The following is a 15,931-nucleotide window of genomic DNA, read 5'->3' on the forward strand; positions in this document are numbered from 1 at the left end:
CGTCTACACTCCATACAAATTTCTCAGGGATTGAGATTTTCCACTTAAGTGGATTGGCATATTTTCCTCCCGGAATGAAGAAGTGGGCCTGCCCCACAAAGCGCAGCAATTTAAGACGCACCGGTGAGGAACTTGGGAAGACGCATTATTTGCCTGATTGGGCCACACAGGCATCCCCTCCCACATGCCCATATCCCTGAGACTCCTTGAGTTAATTATGGGGTCATCTATGCCGATTCTCTTTTTGAGCGATGCCGGCCTTCATGGGGATTTGCTGTTCTCTCTCATTTCAGAATCATTGCCGTTTAGTTGGGAAAAATCGGAATTTGGTAAGCAGAAGCACTGCCTGCAAAACTACGACGCAATCGTCGTAAATTGTTTTGGCCTCGCCTCCTCGTCCATCCCGGGGACAGAATTCCACTATTTAAAGGGCCTGGAACATTCTCGCGTCCTGCTCATCAACCTTCCCGATGATTTACCTGCCCACATCACTACGCCTCTGGAAGAGCGCAAGTTTGTTTTCCTCTGCGATCATCGCACCGGGCAGCAGGAGCTTGTCAGTAAGCTGGCCTCCAGCATCCAGAGTTCCCAACTCCAAGGCGATTCCGATTCGAGATCAAGACTGCTCCTGACCAAGCGGGAGCAGGAAATCCTGGCGCAACTCACCACCGGAGAGCCAAACAGCATCATCGCATCGCGGCTGCACTTGAGTGAGCACACCGTGAAAAACCACATGTACAACATCTTTCGCAAGATTGGTGTGAAAAACCGGCTACAGGCCAGCAACTGGGCGAAATTGCACCTGCAAGTCGAACGGATATGAGAAAGGTTGTCGCATTTTGCCTGTCGCTAATGACGCCCCTGCCTGCCCTCACCCAGGAGGACAACGGCACCCTGGAAGAACAGGTAGTAGCGGAAGATAGCGCGACCATCGAGGACGAGATCAGCGGGTTTAATATCGACCAGACAATTACCCGCACCGGGCATGACTTCGCGCGGTATATGAGCGAGTACCGCAACCTGAACTACCCGGACAGTGACTACAACCTCACGATTCAAGAGCGCCCCTCCGCCCGCTGGGGCAATCTGATCTGGATCACCTACAACAACAAAACGGTATTTCGACGCTTTATCAGCCCCAGCACGAACAATATCCGTCAGCTGGCAGAGGAAGCGTCACAGATGATTCACGAAATGGTTTTACAGGAAAAGGTACGTGCGGCCTTTACCGACCACTTTGATTTAGGCAAGGACGAACTCTGATGAAAATCAAAATAATGCGTCAGTTGGCATTGATCGCTGGTGTAATCATGGGCGCCAGCGCACTGGCTACCGAGCTGATCTATGAGCCAACGAACCCGAACTTCGGCGGCAACCCGCTGAACGGCACCTTTCTGTTGCAGAATGCTCAGTCCCAGGATGATCACGATGACCCGGATAGCCCGGCAGACCTGTATCAGCAGCCCAGCGCGCTGGACCGCTTTACCGATTCGCTGGAAACGCGCCTGCTCAACCAACTGCTGACGGACGTGGGTGATGGCAATAGCGGCGAATTGATTACCGATGACTTCATCGTCCAGATTGTGGATAACGATGGCGTCCTGACGGTGCTGATTACCGACCGTTCCACCGGTGACAAAAGTGAAATTGTCGTAAGCGGGTTAAACCCGACCAATTAACAGCGCACTGCGCGACTCGAACACACGAATCAACAGACGTTAATCACAAATAGGAAAAAGCTATCAGCGCCAACTAGATGCATCCTGGACTGATCCGCAATCCGAATAATCGCGAATAATATTGGAGACAAGCGTGATGTTTACTAGAGGTTACAGACTCGTCGCCACCCTTTCGTTTGTGCTCGCCCTGAATGGCTGCGTCCTGGTAAAACAAACGGGCGAGGCCCTGTTTGGACCTGGCATTCAAGATGCGAAGCTGACACCGCGTAAGAACACCTTCCGTGACTTACTCGGTCTGCCACAACCGCGTGGAAAGATTCTCGCGGCGGTATACAATTTTCGCGACCAGACCGGCCAGTACAAGCCCGCACCTTCCAGCAGTTTCTCTACCGCCGTTACCCAGGGTGCGGCGTCGATGCTGATGAACGTACTGAATGAATCCGGATGGTTTATCCCACTGGAGCGCGAGGGGCTGCAGAACCTGCTAACAGAGCGCAAGATCGTACGCGCAGCACTGGCCAAACCCAACGCACCAGAAAACAACCTGGCACTGCCCTCGCTAGTTGCCGCCAATATCCTGCTCGAAGGTGGCATCGTAGCCTATGACACCAATATCCGTACCGGCGGTGCCGGTATTCGCTACTTCGGCATTGGCGCGGACGAGCAATACCGGGTGGACCAGGTTACGGTCAATTTGCGTGCCGTCGACATACGTTCAGGTCGCGTGCTTCACTCGGTACTGACATCAAAAACAGTCTACTCAAAGGCTATCAGTGCGGACGTATTCCGTTATGTGAAATTCAAGCGCCTACTCGAGATGGAAGTGGGGACCACCACCAATGAACCCGCCCAGCTCGCCATGTTGTCGGCAATGGAGTCCGCGGTGATCCATTTGATCAGCCAGGGCATTGTCGCGAACTCCTGGGCGCTGGATAACCCGGAAGATATTAATAACCCGGTACTGCAGTACTACCTGAACGAAGGCACGGCCATTCTTTAGCTTGTCCGCTTGCCCGCTTTTCATTCATGAGAAAAATCAAAGAGAACCTATCCATGCACGTCTGGCACGCCAAGTTTGCTGCCCCTAGTTTGAGGTATGCCTCGGCTTTTCTGCTGGTACTGCCCGGCCTGGGGATTGCGCAGGAAATTAAGAGTACGGTATCTGAACTTTCTGGCGTCAGCGAGTTAGATGTGTCGTTCGGCTTTTCTGCCGCCAACATGGCCAACATCTATCAGGAAGGAAACTTTAATCAGGTTTCGGCTAAGCAGACGGGCACAGTGAACTTCCTCTCGGTGCAACAGGCAGGGTTCAATAATCTGGTCGTCGCCAATCAGGTGGGTGACGGCAACAGCAGCATTACCACCCAGGTTGGTGAAGGTAATATCGCGGCACTGCTACAGGCCGGTTATGAAAATTTGATCCTGCTGGAACAGGTCGGCTATGCACATACCGCCGGCATCACCCAGTATGGCGTACGCAATTCCGCCACGGTCGAGCAGATCGGGCTCTATCACAACGTCACCATCAACCAGCGCGGAAACGGCCTGAGCACAGCGGTCACCCAGACTGGCGTTTCCATGAGCACCACGATCAATCAATATGACTAGTCATACGGCCTCCCGCTCACCTAGCACCTTGATGGCAGGGACGCTTAAACCCGCGCTGGCAATGCTTCTTGTGACGAGCGTCGCGCAGTTTGCGCAACTACCGCAGGCACATGCTGAACAAAATACCGTGTATCAATACCAGGAGGGGCTGGATAACTTCGCCCTCATCCAGCAGCAATTTTTTAGCACAACAGATAACGAACTGGAGCAAGACCAGGAAGGCACACAGAATAGCGCCGAAGCAACACAGAAACAGGAAAGTGGCAGCCTGATCCAACAGCAACAAGACGGCATTTTCAATCGGGCGAACGCGCAACAACAGTATGGTGCCGGCAACAGAATACAGAGCCTACAGGTCGGCACGCAGAACCGCGTAACCAGCCTGCAATCCGTGTCCTATGACAGCCGCGCACAGGTCCAGCAGGGTGGCTTTGGCAATGAAGCCGATACGCAACAGCTCGACGGCAACTTCAATGACTTGCGTATCCGGCAAGTCGGCATACAGAATCGCACTGAAATCCAGCAGTCCAGTGCGTTTTATACGCGCAGCTTTGTGGAACAACGGGGCAATGACAACGCGACCACAATCGCACAAACCGGTGTCGCCCAGCTATCCATCTCCGTCCAGGAGGGCGCGTTTAACAAGAGCGTGCTGCAGCAGTCTGGCACACTGCATCAGGCGGACGTGTATCAAGATGGACTGGCCAACCAGGCGTCGCTGTTACAGGCCGGTGATGACAACCTGATTAGCACTCGCCAGAGTGGTAGTTTCAACCAGCTGGCGATTGAGCAGCGTGACGCCATTGGTCTTGGGGGAAATCACCAGACGATCATTAGCCAGTCAGGCACACTCAACACAACGACCGTTACCCAAACCGGTATTTCCTCCAGTGCCACTGTGACCCAGTACGGTGTGGGTAATTCGGTGTCACTCAGTCACTAGGCTGCCCGGCCGACATCTACAGCCCTCTACCGTTACCGCCGGCACCCCCATTGCCTTGCTGGCAGAAACATCCTCCGAAAACATAATTTTCGCGTCATAACTGCAACATTCAGTTATGAGCGCGTGTTTTCCAGAATTATTACTGATTAAAAATTGTACTTTCTTCCTAGTTTTTCATGACTTCCCTCCTATAGCGCCAGCGGTTTCCAGCATCAACACTCAAGTACGAGATGATTGTTTTTTGATCAGCTGAATCAGAGACACATCGACCCGCTGTAGCCAACGCTATTGGTCGCGCCAATTCTCCCCCATTTAGCGGAGAGAGCTGTATGCGCGCGGGCACCGAACTTCAAGAACTTGGGCACCGATGCCTCACGACTTTGTGGAACCTTGCATCGTGAGGTGTCGAGCCGAGGTACATGGCGCCGGCACACCGTCGCGCCATCGTTAATCAGCTTCCAAGGGCTGGTTGTATTTAACGTCCGAAGTAAAGGAGCAACTCATGAAGACGTTTACCCCGATTGCCGCTGCAATTCTGCTCGCTGTCAGTGGTTCTGCTTTCGCAGGGAACAATACCGCTACAACGCTGCAGACCGGTGTTGGCAACAACGCCAATGTGAATCAGACCGGCCTCAACACCGATGACAACACCGTATTGCAGGTGCAAACCGGCTTCTTCAATAACGCCGAGGCTACCCAGTCCGGCGAGAATGGCAGCATGATCATGCAAGTCCAGCTGGGCGCGCTGAACTACGCTTCCTCCACCCAATCCTACGGCCTTAGCAACAACGCGAGCATCATGCAGGTGGGTGTCGCGAACACCGCAAAAACCAAGCAGACCGCATCCGGCCTGTCTTCCGCCTCCATCATGCAATCTGGCTTCCTGAACTACGCCAAAATTTCCCAGACTGTGAGCCTGCTGAGCTCGGCTTCCATCGATCAGACGGGCGTTGGTAACCGTGCCAAGTCAGTGCAGTTTGTTAGCCTGCTGGACTCCTCCACGATTAGCCAGGATGGCGCGTTAAACCATGCAGACTCCTGGCAGTCAGGTATCTTGCAGTCTTCCAGCATTACCCAGTCCGGCCTTGGTAACGATGCCGACTCCCGTCAGATTGGTCTGTTTAACGACGCGAGCATCATGCAGGATGGCGTCGGTAACGAAGCTGACGTTTCTCAGCTGGGCGCGGCAAACTCCGGCACAACCTCACAGTATGGTTTCTTTAACGACAGCTATATCGGTCAGGTTGGTGTAGGCCATATGGCCACCACCACTCAAGTCGGTGGCTTCAACAACGCCTTGGTAGGTCAGCTTGGTCTTGTTGGTGATACCGCAACAGCCACGCAATTGGGCTTCGGCAACAGCGCGGTGATTTTCCAGTAATCCTGCGAACCCGCGTTTAACGACGAGCGGCTACTACAGCCGCTCGTTCGTTATTTGTCGACACAGATAACCACTCACGCTATTTCAGAAAATTCCTTTCGATGTGGGAAGTGAGGGAGTTCAAATGAAGTATCTAGTGCATATCGGCGCCGCTGTAACACTTGCTGCAAGCAGTACAGCGATAGCCGATACCAACACGGCGTTGCTCACCCAGACTGGTGTCGGCAATACCGCAAGCGTGGACCAGACCGATGCTGCTTCAATCGGTAACACCGTTCACCAGACACAAACCGGTTTTTTCAATAACGCGCATGCCATGCAGGTTGGTGAAACCGGAAGCGTCATTTATCAGACCCAGGAGGGGTCGTTGAATGATGCCTACGCGCTGCAGTCTTATGGCGCAAACAACTTTAGCGATATTCAGCAGCAGGGTTTTGCCAATACGGCGAACACCATGCAAATCGGATCGTTTAATAGCAGTGCGGTGATTTCGCAGCAGGGCACCGGCAATAACGCGCGTATTGATCAGGTGGCCGGTACCGACAACACCGCGATCATCCAGCAGAACGGCCTGGTGCACGATGCGTACATCGGTCAGTTCTTTAGCGCCGACTCTGCGGCCTATGTGTACCAGGAAGGTATTGGCAATGATGCGGCAATTTTGCAGGGTGGCATCGGCCACACCGCAACGGTCGACCAGTCTGGTGCAGGTAATGACGCGACCATTGCCCAGGTAGGCCTCTACAACGACGCCGTAGTAACCCAAAACGGCTTTGGTAATGACGCCAACATTACCCAGTATGGCTGGTACAGCAGCGCATCCATCACCCAGGATGGCTCCCTGAACAATGCAAGTGTCCTGCAACAGGGGCTCGGTGGGCACAACGCGATGATTAGCCAGAGCGGCAGCCTCAACAACGCCACGGTGATCCAGAGCGGCCTGTCGGAAACCGCCATCATCACCCAGGTTGGCGTAGGCAATCAGGCGGTCATTCTGCAGTAATACTTACTGCTTTTTGCAGCGTAAAAACAAACAAGGCGGCCAATGGCCGCCTTGTTTTATCCACACTCTGAAAAATCAGAGATGCTCGACGGAGTCGATCTCGTACTCCACCGCACCGGAAGGGGTATTCACCACCGCGATATCGCCTTCTTCCTTGCCAATCAGGGCGCGCGCGATTGGTGAATTTACAGAAATTTTCTTCTGCTTCACATCCGCTTCATCGTCACCCACGATTTTGTAAGTTACTTCGCTGTCATCTTCCACATGGATGATGGTCACCGTCGTACCAAAGATCACCTTGCCAGAAGGCTCGATGGCTTTGACATCGATGACCTGTGCCAGGGACAGTTTGGCTTCAATTTCCTGAATACGACCTTCGATGAAACCCTGCTTCTCGCGGGCAGCATGGTACTCGGCATTTTCTTTCAGGTCGCCGTGCTCACGGGCCTCGGCAATTGCCTGTACTACCGCCGGGCGCTGCACCTTCTTCAGGTCTTCCAATTCCGTGCGCAGTGCCTCGGCACCTTCAACGGTCATAGGTACGCGGTTCATGGGGGACCTCCAGAATCTCTATGTTGCGCGGTACCCCGGGGGGCAATCGCGTTGGTTTTTATACGGTATTACTTGAACGAAAAAGCTCTGCCAAATGGCAGAGCTTTTCATTTGCAACGCTGATTAAGGCGGTGCTGTTGGCTCGCTGATCAGCCCTGCAGGCGCACTACACGCTGGTGCAACTCCTGCAAGCTGCGCACCTTGTGCGGCTCGGCAATTTGCAGAGCCATGGCCATGGCACGCGCCGCAGCCAAGGTGGTGGTGTAACAAACCTGGTGGTTTTCCGCGCTGCGACGGATGTCAGCGGAGTCCCGGATGGCCTGACGACCTTCGGTCGTGTTCACCACCAGCGCTATCTCGTCGTTTTTGATCATATCGACGATATGCGGGCGTCCTTCGCTCATCTTGTTCACAGTTTTAACGGGAATATCCGCTTCTTGCAAGACCTTCGCGGTACCGCGGGTGGCAACCAGCTCGAAGCCCAGGCTGGCCAGCTCGCGCGCCACTTCGACAACACCCGGCTTATCCACATCGCGTACGGAGATGAATACCTTGCCGGATTCCGGCAGTGCGTCACCGGCACCGATAAGGCCCTTGTCGAAGGCTTCGGCGAAGCTCTCGCCTACACCCATCACCTCACCGGTGGATTTCATTTCCGGGCCGAGGATCGGGTCTACCTTCGGGAACTTGTTGAACGGAAATACCGACTCTTTCACCGAGTAGTAGTCCGGTACGATTTCCGTGGTAAAGCCCTGCTCTTTCAGGCTGATACCCGCCTGACAGCGCGCGGCGATCTTGGCCAGAGAGGTACCGATACACTTGGAGACAAACGGTACGGTACGGGACGCGCGGGGGTTCACCTCGATCACGTAGATCTCGCCGTCCTGGTAGGCCAGCTGGGTGTTCATCAGGCCGACCACGCCCAGTTCACGCGCCATGGCTTTCACCTGCTCGCGCATCTTGTCCTGCACGTCGGCCGGCAGGCTGTAGGGCGGCAGGGAGCATGCGGAGTCACCGGAGTGCACACCACACTGCTCGATGTGCTGCATGATCGCGCCGATCACCACGTCCTTGCCGTCGGAAACCGCATCGATGTCCACCTCGATGGCGGAGTGCAGGAAGTGGTCCAGCAGTACCGGCGCGTCGTCGGATACTTCCACCGCTTCCTTCATGTAAGTCTTGAGTTCGTCTTCCTTGTAGACGATCTCCATGGCACGGCCGCCCAGGACGTAGGAAGGACGTACCACCAGCGGGTAGCCCACTTCTTTCGCGCGCTGGATGGCTTCGTACTCAGAGCGCACGATGGCGTTCTGCGGCTGCTTGAGGCCCAGACGCATGATCATCTGCTGGAAGCGCTCGCGGTCTTCCGCGCGGTCGATCTGCTCCGGGGTGGTACCGATAATCGGCACACCTTCGGCAGCCAGGTAGCGCGCCAGGTTCAGCGGGGTCTGGCCGCCAAACTGTACGATCACGCCCACCGGCTTTTCTTTGCGCACGATTTCCAGCACGTCTTCCAGGGTTACCGGCTCGAAGTACAGGCGGTCGGAAGTGTCGTAGTCGGTGGATACGGTCTCCGGGTTACAGTTGACCATGATGGTCTCGTAACCGTCTTCACGCATCGCCAGTGCTGCGTGTACACAGCAGTAGTCGAACTCGATGCCCTGGCCGATACGGTTTGGACCGCCGCCGAGCACCATGATTTTCTTCTTGTCCGAAGGTGCCGCCTCACACTCTTCGTCGTAGGTGGAGTACATGTACGCAGTGCTGGTGGCGAATTCCGCCGCACAGGTATCCACACGCTTGTACGCAGGGAACACGCCCATCTTGTGGCGGAACTCGCGCACGGTCTTCTGGCTCACACCCAGCAGGTCTGCCAGACGACGGTCGGAGAAGCCCTTGCGCTTCAGGAAGCGCATGCTTTCCGCGGTGAGCGCGGAAGTCGGCATGGACTTCAGCGGCTCTTCGATATCCATCAGTTCCTTGATCTGCACCAGGAACCAGGGATCGATGCCAGAGAGTTCGTACACTTCCTCGATGGTCATGCCCACACGGAAGGCATCGCCCACATACCAGATACGCTCGGCGCCCGGTACGGACAGCTCGCGGCGCAGACGCTCCATGGAGCCCACTTCTGCCGGGTCGATCTTAGGCTCAAAACCGAAGGAGCCCACTTCCAGGCCGCGCAGGGCTTTCTGCATGGACTCTTGGAAGTTACGGCCAATGGCCATCACTTCACCCACAGACTTCATCTGAGTGGTCAGGCGCGCATCTGCTTCACCGAATTTCTCGAAGGTGAAGCGCGGAATCTTGGTCACAACGTAGTCGATAGACGGCTCGAAGGACGCCGGCGTTGCACCTCCGGTGATGTCGTTCTGCAACTCGTCGAGGGTGTAACCCACCGCCAGCTTGGCCGCGACCTTGGCGATGGGGAAGCCGGTGGCCTTGGAAGCCAGTGCGGAGGAGCGAGATACCCGCGGGTTCATCTCGATCACCACCATACGGCCGGTTTTCGGGTCCATACCGAACTGTACGTTGGAGCCGCCGGTTTCCACGCCGATCTCACGCAATACCGCGATGGATGCGTTACGCATCAGCTGGTATTCCTTGTCGGTGAGGGTTTGCGCCGGGGCTACGGTGATAGAGTCACCGGTGTGTACGCCCATCGGGTCAAAGTTTTCGATGGCACACACGATGATGCAGTTGTCGTTTTTGTCACGCACAACTTCCATCTCGTACTCTTTCCAGCCGAGCAGAGATTCGTCGATCAGCAGCTCATTGGTCGGAGACAGGTCGAGACCACGCTTACAGATCTCTTCGAATTCCGGCCAGTTGTAGGCCACACCGCCGCCAGAACCACCCATGGTGAAGGACGGGCGAATGATCACCGGGAAACCAAACTCTTCCGGCACCTTCTTGGCTTCGTCCATGCTGTGGACGATCTTGGCGCGCGGGGTTTCCAGGCCGATGGCCTTCATCGCCTTGTCGAACAGGTTGCGGTCTTCCGCTTTTTCGATGGCATTTTTGTCGGCGCCGATCAGCTCACAGCCAAATTCTTTCAGCACGCCGTTTTCGTCCAGCGCCAGCGCACAGTTCAGTGCGGTCTGGCCGCCCATGGTGGGCAGAATCGCGTCCGGGCGCTCTTTCTCAATGATCTTGGCAACGGTCTTCCACTCGACCGGCTCGATGTAGGTCGCATCCGCCATGGCCGGGTCGGTCATGATGGTGGCCGGGTTGGAGTTCACCAGGATCACCCGGTAACCCTCTTCGCGCAGGGCCTTACAGGCCTGGGCGCCAGAGTAGTCAAATTCACAGGCCTGACCGATGACAATCGGGCCCGCGCCGATGATCAGAATGCTTTTAATGTCTGTGCGTTTTGGCATCTTTCTTCCGAATCTAGCCGGCCGCAGCCGGTGGATAAAATTCTGGTCTTGCATCGCAGGGGTCCGTTAAAGCCCCTGCCGTGAGAGCGGCGCTTAGCGGCGCGCTTCCATCATCTCGATAAACTGGTCGAACAGTGGCGCCACGTCGTGTGGGCCGGGGCTCGCTTCCGGGTGGCCCTGAAAGCTGAACGCCGGTTTGTCGGTCAGGCGAATACCCTGCAGGGTGCCGTCGAACAGAGACTTGTGGGTGATTTCCACATTGTCCGGCAGAGAGTCCATATCCACCGCAAAACCGTGGTTCTGCGCGGTGATCATCACCTTGGTGCTATTCAGGTCCTGCACCGGGTGGTTACCACCGTGGTGGCCGAATTTCATTTTTGCGGTCTTGGCGCCAACCGCCAGGCCCAGCAGCTGGTGACCGAGGCAGATGCCGTAGGTCGGCAGGCTGGCGTCGAGGATTTCCTGGATCGCCTTGATCGCGTAGTCGCAGGGCTCGGGGTCGCCGGGGCCGTTGGACAGGAAGACGCCGTCCGGATTCATCGCCAGCACCTCAGAGGCCGGGGTTTCTGCTGGTACCACGGTGATGCTGCAGCCGCGATCCACCAGCATGCGCAGGATGTTGCGCTTTACACCGAAGTCGTACGCCACAACCTTGTAAGGCTGCGCCGCCGGTGCCGGCTTGTGGCCCTGGCCCAGCTCCCAGGTACCTTCATTGAAGTCGTACTGTTCTTTGGTGGAAACCACCTTGGCCAGGTCCATGCCTTTCAGGCCGGCAAATTCCTGGGCCTTCTTCAGGGCTTCCGCCTCATCAACGCCTTCACCGGCAATGATGCAGCCACTCTGTGCGCCCTTGTCGCGCAGGATGCGGGTCAGGCGACGGGTATCGATATCGGCGATGCCAACGATATTGCGCGCCTTCAGGTAATCTTCCAGAGACTGCTCGTTACGGAAGCTGGAAGCCAGCAGCGGCAGATCGCGGATCACCAGGCCGGCAGACCAGATCTCGGCACACTCTTCATCTTCAGAGTTGGTACCGGTATTGCCGATGTGCGGGTAAGTCAGGGTAACGATCTGGCGGGCGTAGGATGGATCGGTCAGGATTTCCTGATAACCGGTCATGGAGGTATTGAAGACTACCTCACCAACAGTTGAGCCTTCGGCGCCAATAGCGCGACCGCGGAAGACACTGCCATCGGCGAGCACCAGCATTGCCGGGGTGGTGCTGGGCATCAAGGATTCCGGCGTGGGAACAGCGTTGTTCAATTCAATCTCCAGTCGTCAGAACAGCTTGCGGGCGGGGTGAGAGGGCGCACATTTACGTGCCACAACAGGCGAAGTTTCAGCTGCAACTTTTTACCCTGTGCCCTTTATAAAAAAGCGAGATGAAACTTCTGCTTCATCTCGCTTATTTATAGAGTTCTTTTCGGGCGCTCACTGAGGCTTTCACCTTGGCTCTCACGGTTTGGCCGGCAACCAGTTCGGTGGTTTGGTGGGCGGGAAATACCGCCAACACCGGCGCAATTTTTTGGCAGGAAAGCCACGGGCTCAGCGGCCAATATGGCGCGAGCAACTACTGTGGGGCCTCTCCAAGCCGGGCGCAGATTCTACGGGAAAACGGGGTTGTCCGCCAGTACAAATTTACGCCACATTGAAATATCCACCTAGCTGCCCTGCTCGGGACAAGCGGCGCTCCAGTGACGACTAGTTCACCTCGCGCGTCAGGCGGAACAGGCTGTTGCCCATTTTGAGCTCGGCGCGATCGAGCCGCGTCTTATTCAACTGCAACGACATGTTGGCGCCACTGCCGGCAAACTCCACCATGCCCCCCAGCTGATTGAAGCGGTTGACATCGCTTACCGTGAGCACGGGGAAGAACTCCAGGGCACCAACCGCCTTGGCGACGGGCTCCAGGCCTAACTCGCTGCCCATCACCATAATCTGGCAACGGCGTGCGCGCATGGTCTCACCATCGTTGACGGTCTCCAGCGCAACCATGCGCCCCTGGATACGGTGGCGATGAAAACGCGCGGTCAGCGCGGGCACCAGCGCCTCATCGCCCATCACACAAATACGAAAAGGGGCATTGGCGCCGTTAAAGACCTCGATCGGCCACTGGAAATGGTGGGCGAAATGGACGATATAGTCGACCATCACCTTGCGCCCCAGGTCGCTGTCAGAGAGCTGCTCGGCAGCGCAAGGGGCCGCGGTAGTCACCCCCAGAACCAGCATCAGGCCCGCAATACTACGCCTCCACCCAATGGGCTGGGACGAGCGCTGGTGATGAGAGGATGACTTCAACATGGCTGGGGGTCACCGGTATCAGGTTTCCCCACACTGCGGGCGTACAGCGCGGGCTACCCAAAGGGTAGTATCCGCAACCAGCGCTCACCATCGCCCAAGCGCGAGGCGAGCGCCAAAAATGCCGCTTGTGGCGGGGCCAGATCAGTCGAGGTCTGGCGCCACCGCCGCGCCCGGTTTCCACTTGAGCGCCTTTTCAATCGACAGAATCATCGACCCCGCGACGTCCTTGCGGGTAGCGCTTTCAATACCTTCCAGCCCCGGCGAGGAATTCACCTCCAGCAGCAGCGGTCCCTTTTTGGAGCGGATGATATCCACGCCCGCCACTTTCAGGCCCAGCACCTTGGCCGCCTTGATCGCCAGCCTGCGCTCTTCCGGCAGAATCTTCACCACCGACGCGGTGCCACCCTGATGGATATTGGCGCGGAATTCACCCGGCGCAGCCTCGCGCTGGATCGCGGCAATGACCTTGCCATCGACCACGAACAGGCGCAGGTCCTTGCCCTCGGCCTCACGGATAAACTCCTGCACCAGCAGGTTTGCCTTCAGCGACTTGAAGGCATTGATCACAGACTCCGCCGCCTTGCGCGTCTCTGCCAGCACCACACCGCGTCCCTGGGTTCCCTCCAGCAGTTTCACAATCAATGGCGCACCACCAACCATCTCGATCAGCTCGTTGGTGTCGATGGGTGAATTGGCAAACCCTGAAATTGGGATATTCAACCCACCTTCTTGCAGCAACTGCAGTGAGTAGAGCTTGTCGCGGGACTGACTGATCGCCTGGGAGCCATTCAGCGCAAACACGCCCATGCTTTCAAAGTGGCGGGTCAGGGCGCAGCCATAAAAGGTTTGGCTCGGGCGAATGCGCGGGATGATGGCATCCAGGTGATTCAGGATACGGCCATCCCGGTAATGTACTTCCGGCTCCGCGGCATCCAGCTTCATGTAACACTGACGAATATTCAGAAACGTCATGCGGTGGCCACGCTCGGTGCCCGCCTCCATGATGCGCTGGTTGCTGTACAGGTCCGGGTTGGACGCAAGCACGCCGATACGCAGGCCGGTGCCCGCCATATGGTGCTCGTCGTGGTAATACTCTTCCAGCTGACTGCCGGGGATTTCCCCCAGGCAAAAGCTCGCCGCCGGATCCACCAGCATGCGCCCCATCATGGCCTCGCGCCCGAGCAGCATGCGATAGCCCATGGAGTCGCGGTTGGTCAGCGTGAGTTCCACGTCCCAGGTACTGCCACCGATACTGATCGGCGTTTTAATCACCAGGCGTTTTTCGCTGTCGCCAGACGAGCTGCGCACCGTGCGCTTGTCCAGTACTCGCGCCTCGCAGCGCACACTGGGGCGTCGCTGCCCCTGCAGGGGATGCGCCTCAAAGCTCACCCACGGCTCACCGCCGCGGTTAAAAGGCTGGATGTTGTATGCGTGCAAAGAGGAAGTCTTGGCGCCCGAATCAACGCGAGCCTTGATAGCGGGAATACCCAACCCCGGGAAACCGCACCACTCTTCACTGCCGACAATGATTTTCTTATCCAAGTAAAAGCCTCTTCCTATTCGTACAAATTATTTGAGCGCAAGGACATCGCGCATGTCGTATTGGCCGGCGGCCCGTCCCATCAGCCAGGTCGCCGCGCGCACTGCGCCGCGGGCAAACGCCAGGCGACTGCTCGCCTTGTGGGTAATTTCAATGCGCTCACCATCGGCGAGGAAAGACACGGTGTGCTCGCCAACCACATCGCCACCACGCACCGTGGCAAAGCCAATGGTTTCGCGCTCGCGGGCGCCGGTTTGCCCTTCGCGCCCGTAGACCGCCACCTTGGACAGGTCACGCCCCAGGGTATCGGCAATCACCTCCCCCATGCTGAGCGCGGTGCCCGAGGGTGCATCCACCTTGTGGCGATGATGCGCCTCGACGATTTCGATGTCCACGTCGTCACCCAGCACCCGCGCAGCGGTTTCCAGTAAGTTAAAGCACAGGTTTACGCCGGTGGAGAAGTTCGTGGCAAAGCACAGAGGTGTTTTATCCCCGGCACTGAGCATCTGCGCGCGTTCTTCCGCGGTAAACCCGGTGGTGCCAATCACAATGGCCTTACCGTGTTCCGCGCAGTAGGCGGCGTTGTCGAGCGTGGCTTGCGGAGAGGTGAAATCGATCAGCACATCAAACTCGGCCTGCTCGAGGCTGTCCACGATGGCCAGGCCATTGCGCCCGAGACCGGCGACTTCGCCTGCATCCGCACCCACCAGGCTGGACCCCGGGCGCACGATGGCACCGCTCAGCTTGGCCTTGCCTTCCTGCTCGGCATACGACACCGCCTCTGCCAGTACCCGGCCCATACGGCCGCCAAATCCAGTAATCGCTATTTTTGCTGTGGCGCTTGCTGTCATGATCCCTGTCACTCTCCTGTTTTACGGCCCGGGCAAAACCGCGGATTCTACTCTGGATTAGGCTCCGGGTAACACCGATTAATCTGCGTCACCGTCCTTCACCGCAACTTTCGCCTACTGACTCTCAGGTACGCCTTGCGGCACAGCATTCTTTTACTAGGCTTTTAGTAATCTGTTGATCGGAGCGCCACTCATGCCTCGCAAATCCCACCACCCCTTCTGGTCTTCATTGTGCGCCGCCCTCGTCGCGCTGCTGCTGTTCACCGTGGTAAATACCGGTAAAGCGGGAGACGACGACACACTCGGCCCGGATTTCTGGGAGAAATATGACGATATTGCGGATTGGACAACCCTGCGCCTGAACCTGACCCAGGAACAGGAGGACAAGGTGTTGCCTATTTTAGAGCGCAACTTTGAGCTACAGCTGGCGATCCTCAAAGACTACGGATTTGGTGAAGGCAAGTTACCCCAGCTGACCCGTGAACAGCGCGAAGAGCTGGATGCGAAAATCATCGCGACCCGCGCTGCCACTCGCGTAGAAATGGTCAAGGTACTCAATAAAGAACAGCTCGAAGAGCTCAAGAAAATGCAGACGGAATTCCACCAGGAATTCCGCAAACGGCTGGACAAGAAGACCAAAGAATAGCCCGGTAAAAAGCTCCACAAAAAAAGCCCGGACATTCCTGCCCGGGC

General features: G+C 56.8%; 15 protein-coding genes and 1 pseudogene. 9 read left to right on the forward strand and 7 right to left on the reverse strand.

Annotation, left to right across the window (positions count from 1 at the left end; genetic code table 11):
- Positions 1-229 precede the first annotated feature (229 nt).
- The 8 genes from AS89_RS0114830 to AS89_RS0114870 all read left to right on the forward strand — a co-directional run bounded on the left by AS89_RS0114830 (position 230) and on the right by AS89_RS0114870 (position 6,614).
- Entirely contained in the window at positions 230-823 is a 594-nt protein-coding gene (locus AS89_RS0114830) for a helix-turn-helix transcriptional regulator (protein ID WP_010133508.1), read from the forward strand.
- Positions 820-1,263: a curli production assembly/transport protein CsgE gene (locus AS89_RS17830; RefSeq protein WP_237709708.1), complete on the forward strand. Its 444-nt coding sequence runs from the start codon at positions 820-822 to the stop codon at positions 1,261-1,263. The genes AS89_RS0114830 and AS89_RS17830 overlap by 4 nt, the downstream gene beginning before the upstream one ends.
- Positions 1,263-1,679, forward strand: a complete 417-nt coding sequence (locus AS89_RS0114840; RefSeq protein WP_010133510.1) for a curli assembly protein CsgF — start codon at positions 1,263-1,265, stop codon at positions 1,677-1,679. Before AS89_RS17830 ends, AS89_RS0114840 begins: the two co-directional genes overlap by 1 nt.
- A 136-nt stretch (positions 1,680-1,815) precedes the next feature.
- Entirely contained in the window at positions 1,816-2,679 is an 864-nt protein-coding gene (locus tag AS89_RS0114845; RefSeq protein ID WP_010133511.1) for a CsgG/HfaB family protein, read from the forward strand.
- Positions 2,680-2,705: 26 nt separating this feature from the next.
- Positions 2,706-3,287, forward strand: a complete 582-nt coding sequence (locus AS89_RS18305) for a hypothetical protein (protein ID WP_081475750.1) — start codon at positions 2,706-2,708, stop codon at positions 3,285-3,287.
- 70 nt (positions 3,288-3,357) lie between these two features.
- Positions 3,358-4,230 carry a hypothetical protein gene (locus AS89_RS0114860; protein WP_138976417.1) on the forward strand — a complete coding sequence of 291 codons (873 nt, stop codon included), beginning with the start codon at positions 3,358-3,360 and terminating at the stop codon, positions 4,228-4,230.
- 502 nt (positions 4,231-4,732) lie between these two features.
- On the forward strand, positions 4,733-5,611 hold the full coding sequence (locus AS89_RS0114865) for a hypothetical protein (protein WP_029250070.1): 879 nt from the start codon (positions 4,733-4,735) through the stop codon (positions 5,609-5,611).
- Between the two features lie 124 nt (positions 5,612-5,735).
- Positions 5,736-6,614, forward strand: a complete 879-nt coding sequence (locus AS89_RS0114870; protein WP_029250071.1) for a hypothetical protein — start codon at positions 5,736-5,738, stop codon at positions 6,612-6,614.
- Positions 6,615-6,689: 75 nt separating this feature from the next.
- On the opposite strand, the gene greA is transcribed toward AS89_RS0114870, so the two are convergent.
- From greA to dapB, 7 genes and pseudogenes are all read right to left on the reverse strand, one after another.
- Positions 6,690-7,166 (reverse strand): transcription elongation factor GreA, encoded by a 477-nt coding sequence (greA, locus tag AS89_RS0114875; protein ID WP_010133514.1) that lies wholly within the window; start codon positions 7,164-7,166, stop codon positions 6,690-6,692.
- A gap of 149 nt (positions 7,167-7,315) precedes the next feature.
- Positions 7,316-10,546, reverse strand: a complete 3,231-nt coding sequence (gene carB, locus AS89_RS0114885) for a carbamoyl-phosphate synthase large subunit (protein ID WP_010133515.1) — start codon at positions 10,544-10,546, stop codon at positions 7,316-7,318.
- Between the two features lie 93 nt (positions 10,547-10,639).
- Positions 10,640-11,776, reverse strand: a complete 1,137-nt coding sequence (gene carA, locus AS89_RS0114890; RefSeq protein ID WP_033230616.1) for a glutamine-hydrolyzing carbamoyl-phosphate synthase small subunit — start codon at positions 11,774-11,776, stop codon at positions 10,640-10,642.
- A 471-nt stretch (positions 11,777-12,247) separates the two neighbouring features.
- The gene (locus AS89_RS0114900; protein WP_237709709.1) at positions 12,248-12,847 is read right to left on the reverse strand and encodes a YfiR family protein; all 600 of its coding nucleotides are present in this window, start codon (positions 12,845-12,847) and stop codon (positions 12,248-12,250) included.
- 141 nt (positions 12,848-12,988) lie between these two features.
- Positions 12,989-13,903 carry a 30S ribosomal protein S6--L-glutamate ligase gene (rimK, locus tag AS89_RS0114905; RefSeq protein WP_237709710.1) on the reverse strand — a complete coding sequence of 305 codons (915 nt, stop codon included), beginning with the start codon at positions 13,901-13,903 and terminating at the stop codon, positions 12,989-12,991.
- Between the two features lie 84 nt (positions 13,904-13,987).
- Positions 13,988-14,389 (reverse strand): annotated as a pseudogene (locus tag AS89_RS19000) (ATP-dependent zinc protease family protein); the annotation flags it as partial.
- A gap of 27 nt (positions 14,390-14,416) precedes the next feature.
- A complete protein-coding gene (dapB, locus tag AS89_RS0114910; protein WP_033230617.1) occupies positions 14,417-15,238 on the reverse strand; it encodes a 4-hydroxy-tetrahydrodipicolinate reductase in 822 nt (273 codons plus the stop codon).
- A gap of 193 nt (positions 15,239-15,431) precedes the next feature.
- Between dapB and AS89_RS0114915 the strand changes: the two genes are divergently transcribed.
- Complete coding sequence (locus AS89_RS0114915) at positions 15,432-15,884, forward strand: hypothetical protein (protein WP_010133520.1); 453 nt, start codon at positions 15,432-15,434, stop codon at positions 15,882-15,884.
- Positions 15,885-15,931: the final 47 nt, after the last annotated feature.

Origin of the sequence: Microbulbifer agarilyticus S89 (assembly GCF_000220505.1) — a bacterium.
In the GTDB taxonomy this organism is placed as follows: Bacteria; Pseudomonadota; Gammaproteobacteria; order Pseudomonadales; family Cellvibrionaceae; genus Microbulbifer; species Microbulbifer agarilyticus_B.